23 protein-coding genes are annotated in these 25,342 nt (G+C 48.9%); 15 read left to right on the plus strand and 8 right to left on the minus strand.

Translation table 11 applies throughout. The annotated features are described in order from the left end of the window. Positions 1–6 precede the first annotated feature (6 nt). The 13 genes from ABEQ74_RS07970 (at position 7) to ABEQ74_RS08030 (ending at position 12,394) form a co-directional block, all read left to right on the plus strand. Positions 7–1,197: a glycosyltransferase family 4 protein gene (locus tag ABEQ74_RS07970; RefSeq protein ID WP_430121231.1), complete on the plus strand. Its 1,191-nt coding sequence runs from the start codon at positions 7–9 to the stop codon at positions 1,195–1,197. Further along, the gene (locus ABEQ74_RS07975; RefSeq protein ID WP_430121233.1) at positions 1,194–2,396 is read left to right on the plus strand and encodes a glycosyltransferase family 4 protein; all 1,203 of its coding nucleotides are present in this window, start codon (positions 1,194–1,196) and stop codon (positions 2,394–2,396) included. Before ABEQ74_RS07970 ends, ABEQ74_RS07975 begins: the two co-directional genes overlap by 4 nt. Continuing rightward, on the plus strand, positions 2,397–3,536 hold the full coding sequence (locus tag ABEQ74_RS07980; RefSeq protein ID WP_430121235.1) for a glycosyltransferase: 1,140 nt from the start codon (positions 2,397–2,399) through the stop codon (positions 3,534–3,536). Between the two features lie 2 nt (positions 3,537–3,538). Beyond that, on the plus strand, positions 3,539–4,915 hold the full coding sequence (locus ABEQ74_RS07985) for a sugar phosphate nucleotidyltransferase (protein ID WP_430121237.1): 1,377 nt from the start codon (positions 3,539–3,541) through the stop codon (positions 4,913–4,915). Between the two features lie 46 nt (positions 4,916–4,961). Then, positions 4,962–6,299: a UDP-glucose dehydrogenase family protein gene (locus ABEQ74_RS07990; RefSeq protein ID WP_430121239.1), complete on the plus strand. Its 1,338-nt coding sequence runs from the start codon at positions 4,962–4,964 to the stop codon at positions 6,297–6,299. Positions 6,300–6,329: 30 nt separating this feature from the next. Beyond that, the gene (locus ABEQ74_RS07995; RefSeq protein ID WP_430121241.1) at positions 6,330–7,499 is read left to right on the plus strand and encodes a nucleotidyltransferase domain-containing protein; all 1,170 of its coding nucleotides are present in this window, start codon (positions 6,330–6,332) and stop codon (positions 7,497–7,499) included. Positions 7,500–7,536: 37 nt separating this feature from the next. Next, positions 7,537–8,541, plus strand: coding sequence for a dTDP-glucose 4,6-dehydratase (gene rfbB, locus ABEQ74_RS08000; RefSeq protein ID WP_430121243.1), 1,005 nt, complete (start codon positions 7,537–7,539; stop codon positions 8,539–8,541). A 33-nt stretch (positions 8,542–8,574) separates the two neighbouring features. After that, a complete protein-coding gene (locus tag ABEQ74_RS08005) occupies positions 8,575–8,868 on the plus strand; it encodes a lasso peptide biosynthesis PqqD family chaperone (protein WP_430121245.1) in 294 nt (97 codons plus the stop codon). After that, the gene (locus tag ABEQ74_RS08010) at positions 8,868–9,341 is read left to right on the plus strand and encodes a lasso peptide biosynthesis B2 protein (protein ID WP_430121247.1); all 474 of its coding nucleotides are present in this window, start codon (positions 8,868–8,870) and stop codon (positions 9,339–9,341) included. The genes ABEQ74_RS08005 and ABEQ74_RS08010 overlap by 1 nt, the downstream gene beginning before the upstream one ends. A 27-nt stretch (positions 9,342–9,368) precedes the next feature. Further along, on the plus strand, positions 9,369–11,174 hold the full coding sequence (locus ABEQ74_RS08015) for an ABC transporter ATP-binding protein (RefSeq protein ID WP_430121249.1): 1,806 nt from the start codon (positions 9,369–9,371) through the stop codon (positions 11,172–11,174). A 252-nt stretch (positions 11,175–11,426) separates the two neighbouring features. Beyond that, positions 11,427–11,627: a cold-shock protein gene (locus ABEQ74_RS08020; protein ID WP_006207692.1), complete on the plus strand. Its 201-nt coding sequence runs from the start codon at positions 11,427–11,429 to the stop codon at positions 11,625–11,627. Positions 11,628–11,855: 228 nt separating this feature from the next. Further along, positions 11,856–12,098: a cold-shock protein gene (locus ABEQ74_RS08025; protein ID WP_430121251.1), complete on the plus strand. Its 243-nt coding sequence runs from the start codon at positions 11,856–11,858 to the stop codon at positions 12,096–12,098. Between the two features lie 68 nt (positions 12,099–12,166). Then, positions 12,167–12,394, plus strand: coding sequence for a DNA-binding protein (locus ABEQ74_RS08030; RefSeq protein WP_430121253.1), 228 nt, complete (start codon positions 12,167–12,169; stop codon positions 12,392–12,394). A gap of 200 nt (positions 12,395–12,594) precedes the next feature. On the opposite strand, the gene ABEQ74_RS08035 is transcribed toward ABEQ74_RS08030, so the two are convergent. The 8 genes from ABEQ74_RS08035 to ABEQ74_RS08070 form a co-directional block, all read right to left on the minus strand. Continuing rightward, positions 12,595–14,016, minus strand: coding sequence for an extracellular solute-binding protein (locus tag ABEQ74_RS08035; RefSeq protein ID WP_430121255.1), 1,422 nt, complete (start codon positions 14,014–14,016; stop codon positions 12,595–12,597). A gap of 57 nt (positions 14,017–14,073) precedes the next feature. Further along, a complete protein-coding gene (locus tag ABEQ74_RS08040; RefSeq protein WP_430121257.1) occupies positions 14,074–15,117 on the minus strand; it encodes an alpha/beta hydrolase family protein in 1,044 nt (347 codons plus the stop codon). Between the two features lie 7 nt (positions 15,118–15,124). Continuing rightward, on the minus strand, positions 15,125–16,966 hold the full coding sequence (locus ABEQ74_RS08045) for a hypothetical protein (protein ID WP_430121259.1): 1,842 nt from the start codon (positions 16,964–16,966) through the stop codon (positions 15,125–15,127). 28 nt (positions 16,967–16,994) lie between these two features. Beyond that, entirely contained in the window at positions 16,995–18,233 is a 1,239-nt protein-coding gene (locus ABEQ74_RS08050; RefSeq protein WP_430121261.1) for a DegT/DnrJ/EryC1/StrS family aminotransferase, read from the minus strand. A gap of 27 nt (positions 18,234–18,260) precedes the next feature. Beyond that, on the minus strand, positions 18,261–19,952 hold the full coding sequence (locus ABEQ74_RS08055; RefSeq protein WP_430121263.1) for a hypothetical protein: 1,692 nt from the start codon (positions 19,950–19,952) through the stop codon (positions 18,261–18,263). A gap of 87 nt (positions 19,953–20,039) precedes the next feature. Then, entirely contained in the window at positions 20,040–21,641 is a 1,602-nt protein-coding gene (locus tag ABEQ74_RS08060; RefSeq protein WP_430121265.1) for an extracellular solute-binding protein, read from the minus strand. Between the two features lie 63 nt (positions 21,642–21,704). After that, a complete protein-coding gene (locus ABEQ74_RS08065; protein ID WP_430121267.1) occupies positions 21,705–22,583 on the minus strand; it encodes a carbohydrate ABC transporter permease in 879 nt (292 codons plus the stop codon). Between the two features lie 43 nt (positions 22,584–22,626). Continuing rightward, positions 22,627–23,508 (minus strand): ABC transporter permease, encoded by an 882-nt coding sequence (locus ABEQ74_RS08070; RefSeq protein WP_430121320.1) that lies wholly within the window; start codon positions 23,506–23,508, stop codon positions 22,627–22,629. Between the two features lie 505 nt (positions 23,509–24,013). Between ABEQ74_RS08070 and ABEQ74_RS08075 the strand changes: the two genes are divergently transcribed. Continuing rightward, positions 24,014–24,460 carry an Hsp20/alpha crystallin family protein gene (locus ABEQ74_RS08075; RefSeq protein ID WP_430121269.1) on the plus strand — a complete coding sequence of 149 codons (447 nt, stop codon included), beginning with the start codon at positions 24,014–24,016 and terminating at the stop codon, positions 24,458–24,460. A 161-nt stretch (positions 24,461–24,621) separates the two neighbouring features. Further along, the gene (locus ABEQ74_RS08080) at positions 24,622–25,326 is read left to right on the plus strand and encodes a PspA/IM30 family protein (RefSeq protein ID WP_430121322.1); all 705 of its coding nucleotides are present in this window, start codon (positions 24,622–24,624) and stop codon (positions 25,324–25,326) included. Positions 25,327–25,342 lie beyond the last annotated feature (16 nt).

The following is a 25,342-nucleotide window of genomic DNA, read 5'->3' on the forward strand; positions in this document are numbered from 1 at the left end:
ATAATCATGAATGTGCTGTCCACTGGAATGGGCTGGATCGATATCCAGTACGGAGGGCTGAACCGTTATTTTGCCGATTACGCTAACGCCATGAAAGAGCATGGACATTCTGAACTGGGCTTTATCGTAGCTCCGAAGGGCTCCCGGTTAACGACGGATCTTAACATTAGAAATGTTACACATGATAGCGAAGCTAACCATTATCTGCCTCGAATGCGGTTGGTTAAGAAGCATACACATCAGGCAGTAAAATCATTTCAACCGGACGTGTTTAATCCGCACTTTGCATTCTACACAACGATGATCACAAGGAGGGTAATCCCGTCTCATGTCCCGATCATCACGCATTTTCATGGTCCTTGGGCAATGGAAACAGAGGTACAACAGACGTCAGGCGCGATGAATTCCATAAGGGAAACCAAGTTCTGGCTCAAAAAGCAAGTAGAACAACTAACCTACCGCCGCTCCGACAGCTTTATCGTACTCAGCGAATACTTCCGAGACATTTTAACGAACACCTATGGTATTGAGGACAGTAAAATTCATATCATACCCGGCGCGGTTGACCACAATCGCTTCCATCCTCATCCTCATCGTGAGCAATTGAAGTTGCAATTGGGGCTATCTCCTGGTCAACCCGTGCTGTTCTGCATCCGCAGACTTGTACGCAGAATGGGTATTGATCGTTTGATCCATGCCATGGCAGACGTCATTCTTATACACCCCGACGTTCAATTATTCATCGGTGGTGATGGACCAATGAGGGCGGAATATGATGAATTGATTCAGGAATTGGGTCTCTCAGCCAATGTGAAGTTACTGGGCAGAATTTCAAATGAAGAGCTCGTTCAATATTACCAGGCTGCGGATATCAGCGTCGTTCCGACACTGACGCTTGAAGGCTTTGGCTTGATCACGGTAGAGTCCCTGGCATGTGGAACGCCGGTTCTGGGAACTCCTTATGGGGGCACAAAGGAGATTTTGCGGGGCATATCGGATGATTTGATGTTTGAGGATGGCTCCTCCGAAGCGATTGGCAAGAAGATCATAGACGTTCTAAATAATGATTCATTCCTTCCCTCCCGGGAAGCGTGCAGGGAGCATGTGTTGAACCGATATACATGGAGCCGCGTGGCGGAATCCGTGACCGAGGTATTTGCAGAAGAAGTCAATAAAAGAAAGGTATTCAGAAGATGAGAATTGCTTTTTATAACCATACCAGCGCGATCAGTGGTGCGGAGATCAGCCTCATGCTGACTGCAAAGCATCTGACGAAAGCCCATCCGGTTGTGTTCGCTCCCGAGGGAGAATTGCTGCAGAAGGCACGCAGCCAAGGACTTGAATGCGTTGCTCTTCCGAGCTACCGGGCGAGAATGACCAAAAATCCGTTTCTTCTGATCGTTTATGTGATGGGCATGCTGTGGGCAGGATGGAGGCTTGCGCGGCTTATGAAGAGAAGCCGGGTGGATCTCATACATGCCAACTCCATAAGAGCAGGGATCATGGCCGGACTGTTCAGATGGTACCATCAGCTGCCTGTCGTATGGCATATACGGGATATGCCTCCGCAGGGAATCATCGGAAAGCTTATCAAGAAGTTTGCCGGACATACAGCGCAGGCAATCATCGGTATTTCTGAGTCCGTCATTGACGGTATCAAGCATCCTGCGGTTAAGGGGCGATGTCATCTTGTGCACAACGGGGTGGAAATGCAGAGCTTTGACAGCGAAAACAAACAACGGATTAGAGAACGAATTCGGCTGGAATTATCGACACCGCCGGATGCACAGGTATTAACTATTATTGGGCAAATTGCTCCCTGGAAGAGACAAGAAGACGCAATAGAGGCATTGGCTACTCTTGTACAAGAGGAACGAAACATCGTTCTCTGGATCGTCGGAGAAGCCAAGTTCAGGCTCGAGAATAAACGTTATCTGGATAGCCTACAGGAGAAGGTTGCATCCCTGGGGCTTGAAGATCATGTCGTATTCACGGGATACCGTGAAGATGTATTGGAGATCTGCTGTGCAGCAGATCTCCTTTTATTATGCTCCGACCAAGAACCTTTTGGACGGGTCATTATTGAAGCCATGTCGCAAGGGACACCTGTTGTGGGAACAAGAGGGGGCGGCGTACCCGAGATCATCGAGCATGGGGTTAGTGGGCTTATGTATGAAATCGGAGATACTGCCGGACTCACTCATTGTATCCATCAAATTTTGTCGGATGAGACAGTGAGATCTTCATTCAGCAGAAATGGGGAGATCCGGGCAAGGGATTTGTTCTCCATAACTCAGACAGCACGGAAGGTTGAGGACATATATCAACTGCTGCTGAAAGGAAAGGGAGCGGGAACTGGATTAATAGAGCGTCAGCATGCAAAGGAGTTCATATAAATGCGAAACGTAAAAGTGGCCATTGTCCACGATTATCTCAATCAAATGGGCGGCGCAGAACGGGTAGTTGCCGTGTTCCGAAAAATGTTTCCCGATGCGCCAATTTATACGACCATTGTTGACCTGGATAAATTGCTTCCGGAATTACAGGATGCGGTCATTCATACGACCTGGATGCAGCGAATACCGGGAATTTTGCGGAGATTCAAGTTGTTCTTCTGGCTGTATCCTTTCGCTGTCTCCTCCATGAAGCTGAAAGGCTATGATCTCATCCTAAGCTCTAGCAGCGCTTATGCAAAGGGAGCGCGAAAGGAAAGGGGCAGCGTGCATGTATGCTACTGCCACACCCCGATGCGATTCGCCTGGGATTTTGAAGGCTATATGGAAGGCATTGCCGTACCAAGAAGCCTGAAGCGGATAGCGAAATGGCTGACCTACCCGCTGCAGAGATGGGATCGCAGCAATTCCGCACGGGTAGACCGCTTGATTGCCAATTCGACCATTGTGAAGGAACGCATCAGCCGCACATACGGGGTAAAGGCACCCATTATATTTCCGCCGGTAGATATCAGCCGGTTCAGTGTTAGCGAGGAAGGCCCCGGCGACTATTTCCTTGTGGTCTCAAGGCTGGTGTCCTACAAACGCATGGATCTTGCCGTTCAGGCTTGCACCCGGCTGGGCCAAAAACTGCTCATTGTTGGAGACGGCACTGACCGGCAGCGGCTGGAACAGCTGGCAGGTGATACGGTTACCTTCCTTGGCAGAAGAAGCGACGAGGAAGTCGTCCGCTATATGCAGCACTGCAAAGCACTGATCTTTCCAGGGCTCGAGGACTTCGGGATCACGCCGCTCGAGGTGAACGCCTGCGGCCGACCGATCATCGCTTATCGCGGAGGCGGGGCTCTGGACACCGTTGTAGCTGAACAGACTGGCCTGTTCTTCGAAGAACAGACGGTGGAATCCTTGATGGAAACGATCAAGCATTTTGAAACATATGACTGGGATGCGACTCGGATAAGGCTGCACGCAGAGGCTTTCAGCGAGGATATATTCATGGAACGATTGCAATCCAGCATTGAAGGAGCGATGAACGCCAAAGAGAGAGGCGCCAAGGTTGCGCAAATGGAAGGGAGCTATTAACCATGCAGATCGTACTGTTATCTGGGGGAAGCGGGAACCGGCTATGGCCATTATCGAATGAAACCAGATCCAAACAGTTCCTGAAAATACTAAATGATGCAACAGGTAAGCGGGAATCGATGGTACAGCGGGTATGGAGTCAGCTGGGGCTTATGAATTTACAACAATCGGCCGTGGTGGCTACTGGCAAATCGCAGGTGGAGCTGCTGCAGAATCAGCTCGGTTATGAAGTGGAGATCATTGTTGAGCCCGAGCGGCGGGACACATTCCCGGCCATTGCCTTATCGGTGTGCTATCTGTATTCCGTAAAAAGCGCCAGCCCTCAGGATATCGCGATCGTCCTCCCGGTAGATCCCTATGTGGACGCTCACTTCTTCAGTAAAGTGCAGGAGCTGGAGGAGCTCATGCAGGAAACGGGGGCGGACGTGGGATTAATCGGTGTTTCACCGGATCATCCTTCCTCAAAGTTCGGTTATATCGTGCCCAAAGCGATAGCCAAGCTGGAGAACGGCACGGAGTACTGCGAAGTAAGCCATTTTGTTGAGAAGCCGAAAGAAGAGGTTGCAAGGGGACTTATCGAGCAGTCTGCCTTATGGAACTGCGGCGTATTCGCCTTTCGCCTGGAATATATCCTTGATTATCTCTTGGAGCGATCTCTGCCGATTCAGTATGACGAGCTGCTGAGGCAATACAGCCAAGTTGAGAAAACAAGCTTTGATTATGCAGTCGTCGAGCAGGCGAAGCGTATCGTTGCGCTGCCCTACCAAGGGTTATGGAAGGATCTTGGTACCTGGGACGCCTTAACCGAAGAGGTTCATACACAGCTGATTGGAAAGGGAACGCTGACGGAGGACTCTTCCAACACGCACGTCATCAACGAGTTGGACATTCCCATTACGGTGATTGCGGCACCCAATCTGATCGTAGCAGCTAGTCCCGACGGCATCTTGGTATCGGAGAAGAGTGCCAGCATGCGGATTAAGGAAGTGCTCCAGTTCGGTGATCAGCGCCCCATGTACGAAGAGCGCCGCTGGGGACGCTATCGCGTATTGGATTACGTCAAATACCCAAACGGCAACGAAGTATTAACGAAGCGGATATGCGTACTCCAAGGGAAGAATTTGAGCTATCAATATCATCTGCTGCGCAGCGAAGTATGGACCGTGGTCTCTGGACAAGGCGAGATGATCTTGGATGGCAGCGTTCGTATGATCGGCAAGGGTGATGTTGTCATCATATCGGCGGAAGCAAGGCACAGCCTGCGGGCGATTACAGATATCGAAATCATCGAGGTCCAGACGGGCAGCGAGCTGATTGAGGATGATATCGTCAGATTGGCCATGGACTGGGAGGAAATCAAGATTAGCGTCTTGACTTAAGAATGGAAGAGACCTTGGGGAACAAACAAACGGTGAGGTGTAGAGAATGAAAATAACAGTAATCGGCGCAGGTTACGTCGGATTGGTATCCGGTGTGTGCTTCTCCGAGCTTGGCCATGAAGTCATATGCGTGGATCATATCGAAGCCAAGGTGGATATGCTGAATCGCGGCGAAGTTCCGATCTATGAGCCAGGGCTGCAGGCATTAATTAAAGCGAACCGGGAAAGGGGCCGATTGCGCTTCTCGACGGATTTAAGAGCGTCAATTCAGCCTTCCGAAGTCATTATCATCGCTGTAGGAACGCCGTCGCTGCCGACCGGGCAGGCTAACTTAAGCTTTATTGAGCAAGCTGCGCAGGAGATCGGCCAAGCGATAAACGGCTATAAAATCATTGTCACTAAGAGTACGGTGCCGGTTGGGACAAACGAGCGGATTCGGGATATCGTGGCCAAGTGCACGAGCGTGCCGTTCGATATCGCTTCTGTACCGGAGTTTCTGCGGGAGGGGACTGCGGTTCAAGACACCATGAATCCGGACCGTATCGTGATCGGTACTGACAGCCCAAGTGTAGGGCAGCATCTGACCACGCTCCATCAGAGCCTGACCTCGAACATTATCGTAACGGACATTCGCAGCGCGGAGATGATCAAATATGCCTCCAATGCATTTCTTGCAACCAAAATTTCGTTTATCAACGAGATTGCGAACATCTGTGAAAAGGTAGGTGCGGATGTGACGAAGGTGGCGTATGGGATGGGATTTGATCAACGCATCGGTGCTTCATTTTTGAAGGCGGGCATTGGCTACGGCGGTTCTTGCTTCCCGAAAGATACACAGGCTTTGATTCAAATCGCCGGACAGATGGATTATGATTTTAAGCTGTTAAAATCGGTCGTCGAGGTGAACCGGCAGCAGCGTTTTAACGTCATTCGCAAGCTCGCATCCTTATTGGGCCAGCTTTCCGGGAAGACGATCGGTATATGGGGATTGGCGTTTAAGCCGGAGACGGATGATGTACGCGATTCTCCTGCCTTTGAAATTATTGCCGCTTTATCGGATATGGGAGCCGTAGTGAAGGCTTACGATCCGATTGCAGCAGATAATTTCAGATATCACTGCGATGTCAGCGGACTGATCTACTGCGAGAATGCACGCGAGGCCGCCTGGCAATCAGATGCATTATGCATTCTAACGGAATGGGAAGAATTCCGGCAGATTCCGTTATCTGATATCGAAAGGTGGCTGAAATCGCCGTATTTGATCGATGGCCGCAATATTTATGAGGAAGAACAACTGGCTGATACACAGCTTATGTATTATTCTGTGGGCCGTCCGGGCATGAATCGGGGCGTTAAAGAAACCGCGCCATTCATTATGCTATAACTAACAAAATTTTTTGAGGTGGTTGTTGTGATGATCTTGGAGGATGCATTAGAGCTGGACTTGAGCGATATGCCGAGGGAACTGTCGTTTCTGCTATCGATTTTACGGAACCCGGACTGTGAGGAAGGAATTGCACTGCAGGAAGCATCTGAGATGGATTGGAATCTGTTCATGAAGCTTGCCTTGCATCATCGTGTATATCCGCTGGTTTACTTGGCCTTGAAGAAGAATACTTCCCTTGTTCCGGTTCATGTCATGCAATCCCTTCAACGGCATTATCATGATAACACTATCAAGATGCTCCATCTCAGCAGAGAGATGAGCCGAATATGTGAATCATTTGCCAGCCAAGGGATTCGGAATCTTTGGCTCAAGGGGCCGCTTCTGGCGCTGAATCTGTATGGAGACGTGGCGCACAGAACATCGAAGGATCTGGATATTCTCGTTGATGCCGAAGATGTGGAGAAGGCGGAAACTATCCTGTCACAGCTTGGATATGAATCTGAAGAAGAGATCGTTCTGGGTAATTGGAAGAAGAAAAGCCATCATCGATCCTACGAGCACCGGGAGCATTCGGTTCAGGTTGAAATTCATTGGCGGTTAAACCCGCATTACAGCAAATCTTACTCGTTTGAATCGTTATGGCAGCGGCGGGGTGAGGCGGTGATGTCTCATCAAACCTATTTCTGTCTCGGTCATGAAGATTTGTTGTGTTATCTGACGGATCATGGAGCGAGGCATGGCTGGTTTCGGCTGCGTTGGTTAATGGATATCGCCCGTTTGCTGCCTCTACTCGACAGTAGTCGGATGAAGCAGCATTTTGCACGTAACGGAGGCGAGATGTATGCAGGGCAGGCCTTTATCCTATCGTCGCTTTTATTGTCGGTAAAGGTCCCGCATGATTTGGAAATGTCGACGATTAACGCCAGGTCGCTTCGATTGGCGGAGAAGTCCCTTTATTACATCAAAAGAATCGTGCAATTGAATCCTGTACCGGAAAAAAGCGTAGCCTGGCATTATAACCGCTATCTCTTTTCGTTAATGTCCGGCAAACAGAGAGTCCTATATATCTTCAATAAGCTGCTTCCCAGCTCTCGGGATGCCCTGCAGCTGCCTTTGCCTAAACCGCTATATTTTTTATATGTCCCGTTGCGGCCCTTTTTATGGTTTTGGAGGCAAATTAAGCAGCAATCCGTATAGCGATGAACATAGCCGTGAGATGCGAAGGAGGATAACCATGTCTGATAGCAACCTTTTGCCAGTCAGTCCAACGATATTAATTACAGGCGGAGCCGGATTTGTCGGGAGTAATTTCTTGCGCCTGATGCTTCACCAATATCCTTCCTATCGTTTTATAAATATGGATAAATTGACGTACTCAGGCAATATGAATAATATTGCGGATTTTATCAAACATCCTAACTATACCTTCATTCACGGTGATATTTGTGATAGAGACCGCACGGACTCTCTGATTAGAGGCTATGAGGTTGATATCATCATCCATTTTGCTGCAGAGTCGCATGTTGATCGGAGTATTAGGGATCCTCTGGTTTTTGTAACATCGAACATTAATGGCACTCAATCTCTACTGGATGCTGCAATCAAGAATAACATCAAGTTGTTCTTGCAAATATCCACGGATGAAGTATACGGGTCGCTGGGTGACACAGGCTCCTTTACGGAAGAGTCCCAGATTGCCCCCAGTAACCCCTATTCCGCCAGTAAGGCAAGCGCGGATATGCTGGTTTCAGCCTATGGCAACACGTACGGCCTGCCATTTAATATCGTCCGGTTTGGAAATACTTACGGTCCTGCGCAATATCCCGAGAAGCTCATCCCCATGGTCATATTGAACGCGCTTCATAATCAGCGTATCCCGATACATGGCGAAGGCCACAGCATCCGCGACTGGGTCTTTGTTCGTGACAACAACATGGCAATCGACAAGGTTCTGCATCATGGCCGCCGCGGAGAGGTGTATAACATTGGCTCCAAACAAGAAAAGAGAACCATTGAGGTCGTTCATTTACTATTGGACATGTTGGATAAGCCCAAACATCTGATCGAATATGTCGAGGATCGACCCGGACAGGATTATCGGTATGCAAATCGCCCTGACAAAATCATGAATGAACTCGGTTGGAGGCCTCAATACGACTTTGTGGACGGGCTGAAACATACCGTTCAATGGTATACGGAGAATATGGATTGGTGGCAACCTCTCCAGATGAAAGCATAGCTATGCAAACCTATATTAAGGAGGCTTGTGGTCATGAATACGGAATGGAAGACGTCCGAAGTGACGATAATGCAATCTGAAGGCTTTCTGGTCAGCGATATGGATGGCGAGAAAGTAATGCTCAGTATCGACAATGGAAAGTATTATAACCTGGGCAAGATCGGTGGGCGAATCTGGGAACTTGCATCGTCCCCCATTGCAATTCATCGTATGGTGGACCAGCTGGTGGCGGAATATGATATTGAGCCTGAAACATGCGAACAACAGGTGCAGCAGTTCCTGCAGCAGCTTGCCAGTGAAGGGCTTGTTCAGGTGAAGGAGGCATAATGAGCCTGTACCGGAAAGCAAGAGCATACATGGCGTTTCCTGTGGCCATAAAGCTTATCTTCATTGAAGCCTATATTTATCTTGCGTGGGGAAGATTGTTCAAGCTGTTCCCTTTTGCGAAGGTGGCCCCTTCTTTAGGGGAGCATATGAAGGAAACTCCGCTTACCTGTTCGGAGCAGGAACTTGGGCAGCTCCGCCAAATTTCAAGGGCTGTGCATGCGATGAGTCGTGTCACATGGTGGGAAAGCCAATGCTTGGTGAAGGCGGTAGCCGCGATGAAGATGCTGGAGCGAAGAAACATCGCATGTACCCTGTATTTGGGAAGCGGGCGGGATGATCAGGGACGAATGGCAGCCCATGCCTGGCTTCGCAGCGGTCCCTATATCATCACGGGAAGAGAAGGGCATGAGCGCTATGCGGTCGTTGGAATATTCGGCAAGGAAGGATATGCGAGCCGAAGAGCCGGACTTTAAGCAGCCATCCGATAAGGAGTAATTACATTGAAGGATCTCATTTATTTTATTCGTAAAATGCATAGAATGGCCGGATTCAAGCTCTATCTTAATTTATGCATGATTCTGATCATCAGCATTCTGGACGGTATTGGCATCTATCTAATCGTTCCTCTCCTCGGTGTGATTGGCCTCCTTCAGATGGATATGAGCGGGGTGCCGCTGGTTTCAACACTGATGAACTTTGCCGAATCCTGGTCGCTGCAACTCAATCTGCCGATGGTGCTGGCCTTCTATATCGCTATGGTAGGCGGGCAGGCTTTCCTTCAGCGAAGTCAGAACCTGCTGAATGCCTCTATATTACAGCGATTTATCCGCAAGCTGCGGATGGAAACTTACCAGGGACTGCTGCATGCCAAATGGGAGTTTTTCCTGCGGCATCGCAAATCGGATTTCAATCATATCATGATGAATGAGCTTGGACGCGTGAATCAGGGCACCTATCTATGCCTGCAGATGATCTCGTCCTTTGTATTTACGCTCATTCAGATTGGCCTCGCCCTATGGCTGGCCCCGATGTTAACCCTCATCGTGCTGATGAGCGGTGGTGCCATCGCTTTATTCGGACGCCGATTTATTCGTCGATCCAAGCGGATCGGTGAGCAGACGACGGAGCTGTCAAAATATTATTTTGCCGGCATCAGCGAGCACTTCAGTGGCATCAAGGATATCAAGAGTAACCGGCTGGAGCCGTCCCATATGGGCTGGTTCGACAGGCTGACACGAAGAATGGAACACAACTTTATCCAATTCAACAAAATCAATTCTCTGTCCCAGATGATATATCGGCTTTCATCAGTATTGCTGGTGGCCGGGTTTGTATATTTGGCGCTGGGGGTGCTGCACACACCCGCTGAACAGCTGCTTATGATCGTACTTATCTTTTCGCGTTTATGGCCAAGATTTATCAGCATTCAATCAAGCACGGAACAGCTCGTATCGAATCTCCCGGCCTTCCGGGCGATGCGCGAGCTGCAAGCGGAATATGAGGCGGACCGGGAGCTGGCCGGTTCAATTGCGATGAAGGAGGGGGAGGCGCTTCAACTGCAGGAAGGAATCACTTGCAGTGATGTGAACTACCGATATGACTCCTCTTCCCCCATCTATGCCTTGCGAGACATCAACCTGTTTATTCCGGTTAATCGTATGACCGCCATCGTCGGTAAATCGGGTGCAGGCAAGAGCACGCTGATCGATCTGCTCATGGGGCTAATCCAGCCGGAGAACGGGGAAGTTCTTGTGGACGGTTTGTCCATCCAGGATGAACACCGGCTTCTGTCGCTCCGGGGAAGTATCGGATATGTGGCGCAGGATCCGTTTCTCTTCAATGAGAGTATTCGCGATAACCTGAAGCTGGCCGCTCCCGAGGCATCGGATGATGAACTGTGGGAGGCGCTGAGGTTCTCCGCATCTGATGAATTCGTTCACAGACTCCCCCAAGGTCTTGATACCGTTATCGGTGACCGAGGGATTCGCCTGTCGGGGGGCGAGCGCCAGCGAATCGTACTGGCCAGAGCCATTCTGAAGCGGCCGTCCATTCTTGTGCTGGATGAAGCCACAAGCGCGCTCGACAGCGAGAATGAACAGCGGATTCAGGAAGCGTTAGAGCAGCTGAAAGGAAGTATGACCATCATCGTGATCGCCCATCGACTGTCTACGATCCGCCATGCGGATCAGGTCATTGTGATGGATCAGGGCCGGGTGATCCAGCAAGGCGGCTATCAGCAGCTCTCCCAGGATCACAAAGGCACCTTCCGGCAGCTGCTCAGTTATCAGACGGGTACCCAGATGTAGCAATTGGCAACTGCGGCCGTTTCTCGGTAGTTTACCGGGAGACGGCCGCTTTTTTTTGTATAGGTTGCAGATCATGCCGGGAACCGTTTGCTATTTCAGATCCACTAGGGTATACTGAATATATTGAGATTCTGACCTGGATTCACATATTGCAGAGGGTTATTATTTTGATAATGAACCTTGTGCAATATGTGAATTTTTTATTTTTTAACCAAAAAATGAGAAAGTCATATAAATTTAGGAGGTGTTTCTATGCAAACAGGAACAGTTAAATGGTTTAACGCAGAAAAAGGATTTGGTTTTATCGAGGTTGAAGGTGGAGAAGACGTATTCGTACACTTCAGCGCGATCACAGGTGACGGCTTCAAGTCGCTTGATGAAGGACAACGTGTTGAATTTAATGTCGTCCAGGGTAACCGCGGACAGCAAGCCGAGAACGTTGTAAAACTGTAAAACTTCGAAAAAAGATCCCCAAACCTTTCGTTTGGGGTCTTTTTTTAAATTGACGGAATGCATAAGCTTCCTGCGAAGCTGGGTAGTACAGAAATGAAGAAGGGCAAGAACAGCCTCCTTATACGGCGGCCTGTCAGTAGAGAAAATACGTCGATGGACGTTTTCTTATATTTAGGTAAGCTTGAAAGGCATGAAGACGTTAAAAAATGTAGCTAAGGGGGAAATTCATTGTCTTATTCTTGGAATAAACCGCTGGAGAATCTGCCGGAAGAGATGACTGCCATTTGGTCTTGTACGAAGGAAGGGTGTAACGGTTGGATTCGAGATAACTTCTCGTTCAAGGAAGTTCCCATTTGCTCACAATGTCAATCGTCCATGGTTAGCAGCAATAAAGTCTTGCCGATCCTTGTTTCGTCGGATCAGCAAATCAAGCTTTACCGAAAAAATCAGCGTAAGGATACGAAATCGTAGGAGACAAATTTCGCGGCTCCTTAAGTATTTTGTTTCATTCGTTGCGTACAAGAAAGGTTGAGGATGACATGCAGGTATTCGAAGATTGGAATTTAAAGGTGAAAAAAACGTTTAATGCAACCAGCAGAAAAGAGGTATTAACCGTTTCTGAGGCAGGTCATTTGTTAGGTTTATCCAAAGATCAAATGAGAAGCTATGTCGATAAGAATAAGCTGACCAAAGTTCCGATCGTGAGAAGCGTGCATCGATACCTTTTATTGAAGAGTGAAATCGATCTTATTGTGAAAGAACAGTAACTACCATGATCATTTTTGAGCCGCCCGCGAAACGGTGGCTATAAATAACAGACAGGAGGAGCGTAGTTCATGCGCTCCTTTTTTTGGTTTTCTCGACCATCTAACGAATACCCTAAAAAACCGCCCTCCATATTTACAGGAGGGCGGTTTATGTGAATATCATCGTAATAATTGGAGCGGGAATTAGCGATGCCTCCAGCTTATTTTCGGCTCTGATTAATGAGATCTTCGATGCGGCTGCAAGCATCTTGAGGACCCTCCATATTCATCCACATCAGCTGCATTTCATCACGCAGCAGATTGAGTTCGCTGTCCGACAAGTTTAGCTCCAAGAGCGTTTTGGCATAAGGCAAAATATCCTTGAAGATATTGTAATCTTTGGGGTGGATCTGCGGATCCAGTAAGGAATCGTCCTCCGCAATTTCCCGGCGTGCCGGAATGGTGCATCCCAGTTTTTTGAGCAGTGACTGCGCTTCTGCCCCGACCATATAATCAACGAAGCTCTGGGTCAGCTTCAGCCGCTGGCTGTTCTTGTTGATTGCCAGTCCTCCGCCAAGCAGCAGCGTTCCCTCGGATTTCTCCTTCGGAACAGGACGGACATTCCAGCGCAGCGAGCTTCCCCGGAATTCATTCATGAAATAGTACGTACTCAGGATCATGGCTACCCGTTCTTTTACAAATAACGACTCTGCCAAGTACTCGCTGCCATGCGAATAGATGGGAGAGACCTTTTCTTTATACATTAAGTCCAGGCAAAATTGTAAAGCCTCGATCGTGTTGGCATTGTCTAGATTGCAGGTTCGATTGGATGACGCCAAACTCCCCTCATTTTGCAGCATAAACACCGGCCAGCGATGGGGAGAAGAGGAGAAGCAGAAGCCATAGTGATCGATTCGTTCATCTTCATCCAGATCGGCCGTGAGTTTCTTCGCGGTCTGGACCAACGCGTCCCAATTATGAATGGTGTGTTCTCTGCTGATCCCTTCTTGGTCAAACAAGCTCTCGTTATAGCATATGACGACGGGCGAGAACAGGAAAGGTGTGATGATCGATTCGCCTGCCAATTGGAATAACTCATAAATCTTCGGATAGCTGTCAGCTTCGGGCTGCAGCTCCGGCGAGATATATGGCTCTACTAGATGAGCCTTGTTCATGTCCAGCAAGTGACGGAACTGACTATCGGACACCATGAACAGATCCGGCCCCTCACCGCTCTCAATCATTTGGACGATGGTCTCCATATAGCCGGATTCCGGTATAATCGTAAGCTCAACATTGGCAAAGGGCTGCGACGCTTGATATCGATCAACAATCTCGCGTACAATATCGATTTCATAAGAAGTCGAAAACCATGCAAGTTTAATCGTTTCTCTGACGGCAAGACCGTTAATCGGAGCGAGAACCCGGTTTCCTTTGCCCGATATTTTTTCAATGAGACCTTCTTCGACAAGCTCGGCAAGAACTTTACGTATGGACACGCGACTAAGCTGATATTGTTCGCTCAATGTATTCTCAGGTAGTATAAATTCATCCGGTTTAATACGTCCGCTTAGTATTTCACCGCGGAGGTCATCCTTGAATTTTTGATACCGTTTCGTGAAATCATCTCTTCTACGTAACACAACAATCCGCTCCTATAACGTTATATCAGCTTCTTTCTATTATATACTAGCGTATTTCTATTTTATACTAGATTCCACTTTCAACCAACGATCCAGAAACTGATAGCTCATATTGCGAATCGGATCCGGGAAGTTATGACCTTCATTACCCATTAAGGATATGTAGTTCTCTTCATAGCCCAGCCATTGATACAAGCGGTGAATATCCAGGGAGGCAAATGATGCAGCCTGCCAATTCGGAAAGATGGCATCATTCTGTGCGAACCAGTTAAAGATTGGCCTTGGTGCCATGAGAGCCATAATTTCATGGAATTCAAAGGGAACAAAGCCCTCGTTCAAATCATCCGTCAGCTTCGGTATATGTGAGAACCATTCCCGCTGTCCCCAGCGCTCCGGAGTAGGGTCCTGCATAAAAGGGCAGAAGCCGCAGCTTGACACGACAGCTTTAATCCGGTCATCTACAGCTGCGAGGAAGTAGGCATTATAACCGCCCAGCGAATGGCCGATAGCCCCGATCCGATCAGGGTCTACATAGGGGAGCGATTGCAGCAGTGAGATGCCTTGTTGATGATCATGAATCATCTTGCCGACGGCGGTAGAGGACGGATGAGCCGCATAGAACGGAGCGGTCTGGAAAGGCTCTGTCCCTTCATAAATACGCTCTCCAGCTGTAATCGTATCCGGAGCAAGCACGACATATCCTCTGGTGACAAGCTCCAGTGCATATCTGCGGCCTGCCCGCCCGGCACTCGTTGCTATGTCATCCTTTCCGTGCGGATCGGTGGGATGCAGTGCCAGCATGGCCGGATAACGCTTGTTGCCATCCTCCGAGGCTGCCGGTTGGCTTGGAATGAGTAAATAAGCTGTTACATGATCGCCGTAACCAGTTGCATAGGTTAGATGAATGCGAGTGTGATCTGCCTCTTGGTCTTCAGAGTGAATCTCATACCGGCAAGGGATGGAATCAGGCATCCAGCCGATATATTGTTGCCACACTGATGTGATTCGGTCCCTTTTCAATACCCAATCCTGGTGATCTGCGACATCTTCCAGTAAACTGGGAAAGGATGTCTCTGTTAACCGCGATAAGGGATAAGTCATTCATCATTCACCTCTCTGATAAGGAGTAGCTCCACAGATGCGTGGAGATTGCAAAATACAACGTACGGTCCCGCTTGACGAAGCCCGAGGTAATCGGAGCTGGCGGAGTAGCTAACAGCTCAGGCGTTAAGGTGCCAAGGGGAATGCGGAATACGGCTTTGCTGAGTACCCCGTAAATGCAGCCTTCGGCTTCATCCAGTTCCCAGCCTTGTCGCACGATTGCGCCCCAATCCTGGAGGCTTTCCTGGTGGATAAGCGATTCGGTTATCGGATCAAAAACGATATATTCCGAACTGGATGTTAGCGCATGAATCCAGTCTCTGGAGTCCACAAGGAGCAAGGAATATTCGCGAATATCCGCCCGGGGCTGCCAGCTGTTCAGTAGGGTACGGGTTCGCCAGTCCAGCTTATAGATACAGGCCGTTTTGCTTATCGGATCCGCGCCTCCTGGAGTTTCAATGCTTGTACCCCCAATCAGATGCCCATTCATCGTCTCAGCCAATGCCATGGTGCTTTGATCCGGAATGAGTTCCGTATGGGGAATGAGCATATCCTCACCTGAGGGAAGATGATAGAAACATAAACCTCCGCCTACCCTCCCATAGCCCGGAAAACCGCCGTAAGCGATATGCTCGCCTCCACTTAGCGCGATGGCACATCGGGGCCGATGAATATCGATCGGATGTTCCGTTACGCAGATCGGGTTGCGCAGCTCTCCTGTTGTTTTATCTATATGAATCGGCTTCGAAATGTCGTAGAGATGAAGACCACCGCCTGGATAGGCGGCTCCGGCAATCCAATTGCCTTGGGTCGCATAAGCAGCCAGATTGCCGCCAGCGCCGTTCTCGATAATATGAGGCCCCCAATTATGTAATCTTGTTTGATCGGGTTCATATATGTAGAAGTGCAAGGGGTGGTTTGATGTTCCGTAAATATTCCGGTCCGGCCCGAGGAAGAGGGGCGAGAGCGATGCACCTTCCGAGCTATAGGATAGGGGAATCGACGTAAGCTGCCCTGTCAGACGATGCTGAAGGATCAGCACGCGTTCGGACAGGCTGTGCCGGATTACCTGCCAGTTCCCTGGGAGCTGGCGATGTAATTTTCCGAAGCTCTCACCGCTATACCATGAGCGGGGGGGCTGTTCCCTTGGCATATTTTCGATGATTTCTCCGCGTTCAAGTCGGACCCAATCGCTGCCGATTTGGGCGTAAGCAAGATAATCCTGTTCGCGAATATCCCGCTGATCATCGTATCCTTGTCTTACCAGTCCCACACCGGTCGTCCGCAGATGATCCGGCAGCAGGGAGTGTTTCTCCCCACTGCGGGTATCATAGGCGATGATATTCTTTTTGGATGTTCCCGTTCCAATATAGACCCAGCCATGGCTGTCAACCGCCATATGGAAAGGATACTTCTGTTCTATATCCACAGAGCCCAAGGGGGAGATATCACGCTCGGATTTACGATAGCGGTAGAGGCGGCATTGCGGATATGAAGCCATATATATATCGCCCTGTTCATCTTCGGCATAACTGAATCCGCATAGCTCATCCTGCTCTCCCACCCGCAGGGCATCCATGAACTCAAGCCGAAACGGATCAAACGCATAGAACATAACGCCCGCTCCTATATAGAACATGCCATCCTTGCTGCTGAACGTATCGTAGGGGTATTCGACGTCCCGATTCGGGAAATTCACTTGTTGGCAATCGCCGGTTGCCGGATCAACAACGATCAGGAAGCCTTTGGCTGCGATAACGACCCGACTCTCTCCTGAATCGTTGGTGCAGACAGCTGCAGTTCGGGACTCGACGGCATCGACCGGTATGCCCAAATCCGAAAAACTCATCGTGGTTTCCTCCCATTTCTCATGCCATTTATTTTTGATAGTATAGAGCAACCTTGCGAATGGCCGTAACGATGTCCAGGACATCCTGATGGGTGTAGAATTCGCTCAGGGGCACTTGCACAGCCGTCTGCAGAATGGCTTCAGCATGAGGACAATCGCCCCGCTGATAGTGTACATCAGAGAGCTCAAACGGGAATGTGCTGCCGGGATAGGCATGTTTCTGCTGGAACATGGGCTGCATATAGATGACATCGGGAATATAGCCCATTCTGTTTGTGATGCCCTCGGCACTCAGTGCAGCGCAGAAATCCTCCCGGCTGCACGTCAAATTCTCCATAACGAGCCGGAACATATAGAACCAATAAGTACAGGTGCTCGCTTCGGGTATTTTCATAATAGACAGGGAGGGCAGCTCTTGCAGCCCAGCGTCCAGCGTCATACCGATCCGGCTTCTTTGCTCACATATCCACTCCAGCTTTTGCAGCTGGGCTATGCCGACAGCGCCCTGGAGTTCGGTCATTCGATAGTTCGGTGCCAGACTTTCCGGCGTTCGTCCCACGTCGGTCCCCATCCGGCGGTAGTTCTTATCAGAGAAGGCATGGGTACGATGATAGTCCTCTTCCAGACCGGAATTCACGGTGACGATGCCACCGTCCCCGGTCGAGATATGCTTGAAGTCATTGGTGCTAAAGCATCCATAATCACCGATCGTGCCGACCAGTCTGCTTTTATATTTCGTCAGATAAGCTTGGGCACAATCCTCAATAACCTTCAGATTATGCTTTTTGGCGATCTCCATAATGGGATCCATATCGCAAGGATTGCCTGCCAAATGGACGACCAGAATTGCTTTCGTTCTTGGTGTTATGCGTGATTCAATGGAGGCCGGATCCAGATTATATGAATGAGGGTCCAGATCGGCGAATACCGGAATTGCATTCTGATACAGGATGCCGATGACGGTACCTTGATCCGTAATGGGACTTGTGATGACTTCGTCACCGACTGTGATGCCAGCAGCGCCGAGGGCTACATGGAGCGCGGCCGTTCCCGACGATGTGGCTACACTGTAAGGGACCTGGTACATATCATTGAAATCGGACAGAAACTTATTTACTTTATGGCCGAAGTGATAGAACAGTGTGTTTTGTTCCAGCGCCTCAAGCAATTCCTTCGCCTCTTCCAGCCCAAATCGTTTGCCAGTGCCAAAAGGCGTTGTTTTGGTTTTATCGCCGCCATGTATGGCGAGCTTGTGCATCTGATTCATGGATAGACTCACCCCGCTAAAATATCATCATGCCAGTATCGTTTTTTTGCATCGAATGCCATACTGAATCTGCAATTCCTCGGCCTCGCTCGGCTCATCGGAGAGCAGGGGGGTCCAAACGACGGCCGCTCTGGCTTGCCCTGGATTGTTAACGACAGGTTCTCCGGAGGAATCAATGCCTTCTAACCGAATTTGACGCTTCGCACGTACCCATTCATTGATCTGGCTCCCGGTCCAGAATTCAAAGCCGGCATTTCTGGCTTCCTGAATGACCGCCACAATCGCTTCCCTCACTTTGGGCTGCTGCAGAATATGCGTTTGATGAAACAGGAAATGTGCCACCCCACCTACATGCTGGACCCTTTCCAAAAAGGGGCCGATAACGCTTTGGTCGGCGAGTGCGTGATGATCAAGATCCTGTGTCAAAAAGCCAATTTCCAGTACTGGGTACATCCGGTTTTGCTGATCGGACCATGCGATTGGGAAATAAGGGTGGCAGGTTCCGAAAATAAAGCCGATATTCCCTTTTTTGCTTGGACCCCGGGATTGGTCGGAGGCGATATCATATTTCGCGCACCAGTCGAAGAGTTCCCCCCAGCCCTCAAAGCGGGTGTAATGATTCTTATTGGAGATGACATTGGTAGAGTCAGTAGCAGATTTGAACCAGCTTAACTGCCGTACAAACTCATCCTCCGACCAGAAGCCACCGTCCATTTCGAGTGCATTATAATGAAGCGCAAGCTCATGGCCGTCCGCTTTGATCTGGTCATACAGATGGGGAGAATATCCTGGCTCAATCATGCACCAGGTGCTTTGCACATTTTGCTCCCGCAGGACTTGCAGCGTAATTTCAGCTGCCTTGTCAATGTTCAAGTCGCTGTCATGGGAGATCATGGCGACGTGCTGAACTCCGTCCGGCCAATAATCCACGAAGGGAAGCGTCAAGCCTTGCCCGGCTGCAGCATGTAATAGATGCCCTGCGAGAACCTGCTTCCAGAGATCAGCATAAGGGTGGGCGAAGTAATCCATCCCTGTCTCTGTTTGTGTCCGGTCATATTCCCAGTCCTGCTGAATGTCGTCGTCTGCTTTTAATATCCAGTCATCAACTGAAGCGGTACCGTCCGGAGCGGGCAGGCCATCAGTTACGATGGGAGTTTTACCTTGCTGGAGTCTGACGATGGTAGCCGGGATATCGACGGACCAACGCTCCAGCCGGCCTTGCCCGATCTGGAAGCTGTGAAGCAGCGTGCCGCATTCCGCCCCTTCCGGGCGGTTCTGGCGGAGTGAGCCGTGAAACGTGCAGTCAAACTCAGGGACATCAGCTGCCCATTCCCATGGATGAGCATCGAAGCAGCGGATAGGTACGTCGCTGTACCACGCGGATTGAAAATCGGCATAGCTGACGGCTTCCTCTCGGGACGGCCTTAAGCCCAGTCTGGCAGCGAGAGGTCCCAAACCAGCATACGAGATGACAATCCCGCCCTGCATCATGAACGACCACAGAGCTTCCATATCTTCCGGGCGTTCGCTTACTACAGCTGCAATGACGATGTCGACGTTGTCCGGATGGATAAGCTCCGCCCGATCCAACCGCTGATATGTGAATCCTGCATGATCCAGGATTTCATAGATATATCGCTGAAAAACGTTGACGCCATATCGGTGTCTATGATTTACGGCTTCTTGATCCAGCCATACTCCTATTCGAGCCATTGGCATCGTTGTCACAACCTTTAAATGAAGTAATGAGAAAAAAGATGTTGGGCCTTCGTGAAGCCCAACATGGTATCAATTAAACCAATAAAGTTATTTCCACAGACGCTCGGTATAGCCGCGAGCTTTAATTTCTGCGTTGTATTCCTCGATAATCTTCGCGCCTCCGCGGTTCATATATTCCTGGACCATCGCATCCCAATCGGAAACCGGACGATTGCCCGTAATCATTTTGGTCTGCTCATTCATCAGCAGCTGCGTCAATTCAGCGCCGACCTCGGTCTCTTTCGGTGAGATGATGCCTACATGCGGCGGATAATAAAGCTTATACTTTTTGTTAATATCGACAAGCTGCTGCGTTGCATCGATCAGCTTCGGTTCAGAGTAGGCGCGGGGGTACTCTGCATCGTCTTCAGGACCAATCCAAGCCGTACTATCAATGAAATACAGGAATGGCTCTGTGCCGCTGGCCGGCTCGTTAATAGGAACGCGTACGTTATTCTCGTCCAAATTGTAGCCCACGCCTTCATTGCCATAGAACCAGTCGAAGTCCTTATTGTCTGGAGTCACTTTCGATGCTTGATAATACTGACGCGAGAACTCATGGATCTCCAGCATTTTACGCACTTTGTCCGGCTGATTGGCCAGTTTGGCGTTAAGTGTGAGAAATCTGGAGAAACCGGCACCAGCTGTGAAGCCTTGCGAGCCATCAGGTGCAGCGAACGGCTCCAGTACAACGAATTCGGCCTTCGGATCGATGGCAAGCAGAGCCTCCATGTAATCCTGGGACATGCCGCGAGGTGCTATTAGGAATACGCCTGCTTTGCCGGAATAAAATTCGTTGTTCGTATCTGCCCAGTTCACAACGGCGAAGTCACTGGTCAACGCCTTTTCCTTGTATAAGTCATGGAAGAACGATATGAGCTCTTTTCTTCCTTCGGAGATCAGGCCTGGAATGTAATTACCTTCTGCATCCTGGTGATACCAGGTGTCATGCTGCCAGTAAGGACCCATGGCGAAGGTCGGATTGATATCCTGGCCAATGGCAAGACCGTACGTATCCTGCTTGTTATTCTGGTCCGGATCATCCTTCGTGAACGCAATGGCGACTTTCTTCAGCTCTTCGTAACTTGTAGGTACAGGAAGACCCAAATTGTCGAGCCAATCCTTGCGTACCATGAACGATTGGGATTCGACCGGAGACCAGGTCGGAATTCCGTAGATTTTACCGTTAACGGTGAAGGGCAGCCACAGCTCATCAGGTATCGCCTTCAAATAATCAAATTCCTCGATGTAGTCGTTTAGCGGGAGGAAAGCGTTTTGTTCGGCCCAGCGATTGAATAAGTCCATATTGGTGGAACGGAAGCTGATTTGATCAGGCATGCTCCCGCCAGCAACCATCGCTGTTATTTTCTCTACGAAGTTGTCATTCGGTATTTTTTCAGCAAAATAATCGACATTGAACTTCTCGTTCAACATTTTTTGGCCACGCCCGTCTTTCGGAGGCGGATTGCCGAATATGTAAGTTGCCCCCGTAATTTTATAGGTTTCTTCCGGTTTCTTTGCATCTGATGGTTGATTGGTGCCGCTGTCCACGCCTTCCTTCGGTGTGGTCGTACCATTGCTGTTTGAACAAGCTGCTGTGAACATAAGAATCAATACTACCCATAGCATCATTGATTTTCGGATATTCATTGAGCTGATCCCCTCCATTATGAGTTGCCAATCGTATAGCTGCATTCCGGAATTCCCGGCATATTACCCTTTCACAGAGCCGATCATCACCCCCTTGGCAAAATGTTTTTGCAGGAATGGATACACCAGTAGAATCGGCAACGTGGCTACAAGGATTGCTGCCATCTGAATCGTTACAGGCGGCGGCTGGTTTTCCAGCTGCGCCATAACATCAGAGCCTAGGGTAGAGGTAGCCTCATTCATAATGACGATCTGCCTAAGAACGACCTGGATGGGCCATTTTGCCGCATCGTTGAGATAGAGGATCCCTTCAAAATATTTGTTCCAATGCCCCACGGCGTAAAATAAGCCGAATGTAGCTAAAGCGGGTTTGGAGAGCGGGATGATAATCGACCAGAAGGTACGAATCTCGCTTGCTCCATCGATCAATGCAGCTTCTGACAATTCATTCGGTATGCTAAGGAAGAATTGCCGAATGACGATGAGGTTGAAGGAGCTGATGGCACTTGGAATGATTAATGCCCACAGGGTGTTCATGAGGCCGGTTTCCTTCACAACAAGATAAATCGGAATCATGCCTGCGTTGAACAGGATGGTGAAGATGACCATCAGCAGAATGACGCGCTGCCCCAGAACTTTCCGCGTTAGTCCATAAGCCATTGTGGCCGTGAGAATCAGGCTTACAGCCGTTCCGACAACGGTGATATAGATGGTAACGAAGATGGAACGAATGAAAGAATCAGAAGCAAAGATGGCTAGATATGCATCGATAGCCCAGTTCGTAGGCCACAGGATGAAGTCTTTCTGGAGAACATCCTGTAACGACGAGAAAGATACCGAGAGAATGTGAATGAACGGCAGCAGCATAAGACATGCAATAATGATTAAAATGGCAAGATTCAGCCCGTCTATCGCTCGCTCGCCTAGTGAACGTTTCAACATAAGTTACAATCGCCTTCTTCCTAATCAGGAGTCGTTAGAAGCATCAATATAATCCGTCCTCGCCAAACCGCTTTGCCAAGCGATTGGCTGAAAGCACCAGCACGAGGCCGATCACGCCTTTGAACATGCCGACAGCAGTGGCAAAGCCGATATTGCCTTGCTGGATACCTTTGAAGTAGACATACGTATCAAGGACATTGCCGGAATCCATATTGAATGGATTCAGCATCAAGAAGATTTGCTCAAAGCCAGTGTCCAGAACGCTGCCGAGCCGAAGAATGAACAGAATAATAATGACGCCGCGAATGGCTGGCAACGTGACATGCCAAAGCTGTCTCCAGCGATTAGCTCCATCAATGACAGCGGCTTCATAAAGCGAAGGATTAACCCCTGCAAGCGCTGCCAAAAATATGATGGTGCCCCAGCCGGCTTCCTTCCAGATCACCTGGAGAATAATGATGGGCTTAAAGTAGGCCGGATCCGTAAGGAATGGAATCGCTTCCAATCCGAAGTTTGCCAAGACCGAGTTTACTAACCCTTCACCGCGAAGAAATACGACGAAGATGCCGACGACAACGACCCATGACAGAAAGTGGGGCAGGTAGATCAAGGATTGGATGAAACGCTTAAGCGTGGCATGGCGAAGCTCGTTCAGCATTAACGCCAATATAATAGAGACAGGGAAGGCCACGAATATTTGGAGTAGTGAAATTTGGATGGTGTTGACCAGCACCTGAATGACTTCGCTGCTCTCAAACATGCGGGCAAAATGCTTAATACCAACCCAGTCGCTATTCCAAAATCCCGTGAAGGGATTGAAATCTTTAAATGCGATAACCAGTCCGGCCATTGGCACATACCGGTATATAATGAAATACAGTACACCTGGAAGAAGCAATAAATAGATATACTTCTCACGATTCATTCTTGTTAGCAATTTTCCCACAATAGCCCCACCTCTTTATACCTGTATTTTACCTGTATATAAAATTATATTAAAAACTGAAATGTGTCAATAACTCTAACATTAATTTTTCCGAATTTAAATGTAATCGCTTTCCAAATCCGATAATGTCATGAAACATTACTTGGAGCCAATGTCCTGCAATCATATATACATGTGATATACATGTATTCATCTAAAATGATTGTATGCTTGATTTTTGAGGTAGCTGGGAGTGATGCATTTCAATCCCCATAGTCACCTTTTGCCCATTAAATATCGATATTGCAGTGTAAATGGAAGAGAAACAGAATAAAGGTCGAAAAAGGTCAAACTAAAAGATCCATCACATTTTCCTTTGAAAAACAGCGTCAAATCCGTCTTTTTGCCCGTATTTCCTTCGGAATCGCTTTTGGCATTTACGGCTGTCAGGCATATAATTAAAGCGTAAGGTCAAACAAGGTCAAATGAGAAAGGGGAATGTATGATGTTTGAATTGATGCCATTCGGGAAGCGAAGAGAGGATGCTTTTGGACAGCTGATGAGAACTTTCCAAGATACGTTTAATGAGGAACTGTTTGCGCCGTTCAAGAGCTCGATGATGTCTTTTAAAACGGATGTGAAAGAGACAGAGAGTGCATACCTCGTTGAAGCAGAGCTGCCTGGTTTTCAAAAAGACGACATCGAAATCAGCTACGAAGGCCCTTACTTAACGATCAAGGCCGTGCGCAAGGAATCAAGCAATGTGGAGGATGCGGACCAGCATATTGTCCGGAAGGAACGCCATTATGGCGAGTATGTACGCAAATTTCATGTGCAGAACATAGCGGAAGACCAAATCACCGCTTCGCTGAAAGACGGGATCCTCAAGCTTGAAATCCCTAAACTGCCTGATAACGGTAAGAAACGCATCCAAATACGGGATGATAACTAATATAGACGCAACCCTCCGATCAACTAGGTCGGAGGGTTATTTTTTTGGAATTGATAGTTATTTATTTACATATATTCCATTGGATCTGTGCAAATGAAACCTTTTGGCGATTTATAGGGTATTATAGATTAAATGTAAACTTTTCGAGGGGGAAACTCATGATGGGAATCTTATCGAGGTTTAAAGATGTGATGAAGGTGAACATAAACGCATTACTGGAACGGACGGAAGATCCGGAGAAGACTATCGATGCTTATATGCGGAGCTTGAACAGCGACCTGGGTAAAGTGAAGGCAGAGACGGCCTCCGTGCAAGCGGATGAACGAAGATCAAAGCGGGCGCTGGATGAGTGCCAAGCCGAGATTAAGAAACTGCAGCGATACGCCGAGAAATCGGTGGAAGCAGGAGACGAGGATGCCGCTCGGAAGTTTCTGGAGAAAAAAGCGGTGCAGGCCGAAAAGCTCACCGATCTCCAGACTGAATATGAAGCAGCTTCCGCCAATGCCGATAAGATGAAGCAGATGCAGGATAAGCTGGAATCGGATATGAACAAGTTAGAGGCGCGATACACCGAGATCAAAGGGAAAATGGCCGCCGCCAAAACCCAGCAGGAATTAAACTCGGGTGGTTCCGCGTTAAGTGGTACCAGTGCGGCTTTCAACACGCTCGAGGAGAAGGCGAGCCGCGCTTTGTATGAAGCCGAGGCATTGGCTGAACTACGTGCAGGAGCGAAGGAAGACGATCTGGATGATCTGATGGCAGAGTTGGAGAAAAGCATGGAGAAGGGCGGATCTGCCAAGCCCGAGGCTACTCGTGCGGACGATGAATTAGCCGCCATAAAAGAAAAGCTGAAGCAGAATGAGTAAATAGAGCAGTCCATTC

The organism is Paenibacillus solani, from assembly GCF_050475945.1.
GTDB lineage: Bacteria > Bacillota > Bacilli > Paenibacillales > Paenibacillaceae > Paenibacillus_AQ > Paenibacillus_AQ solani_A.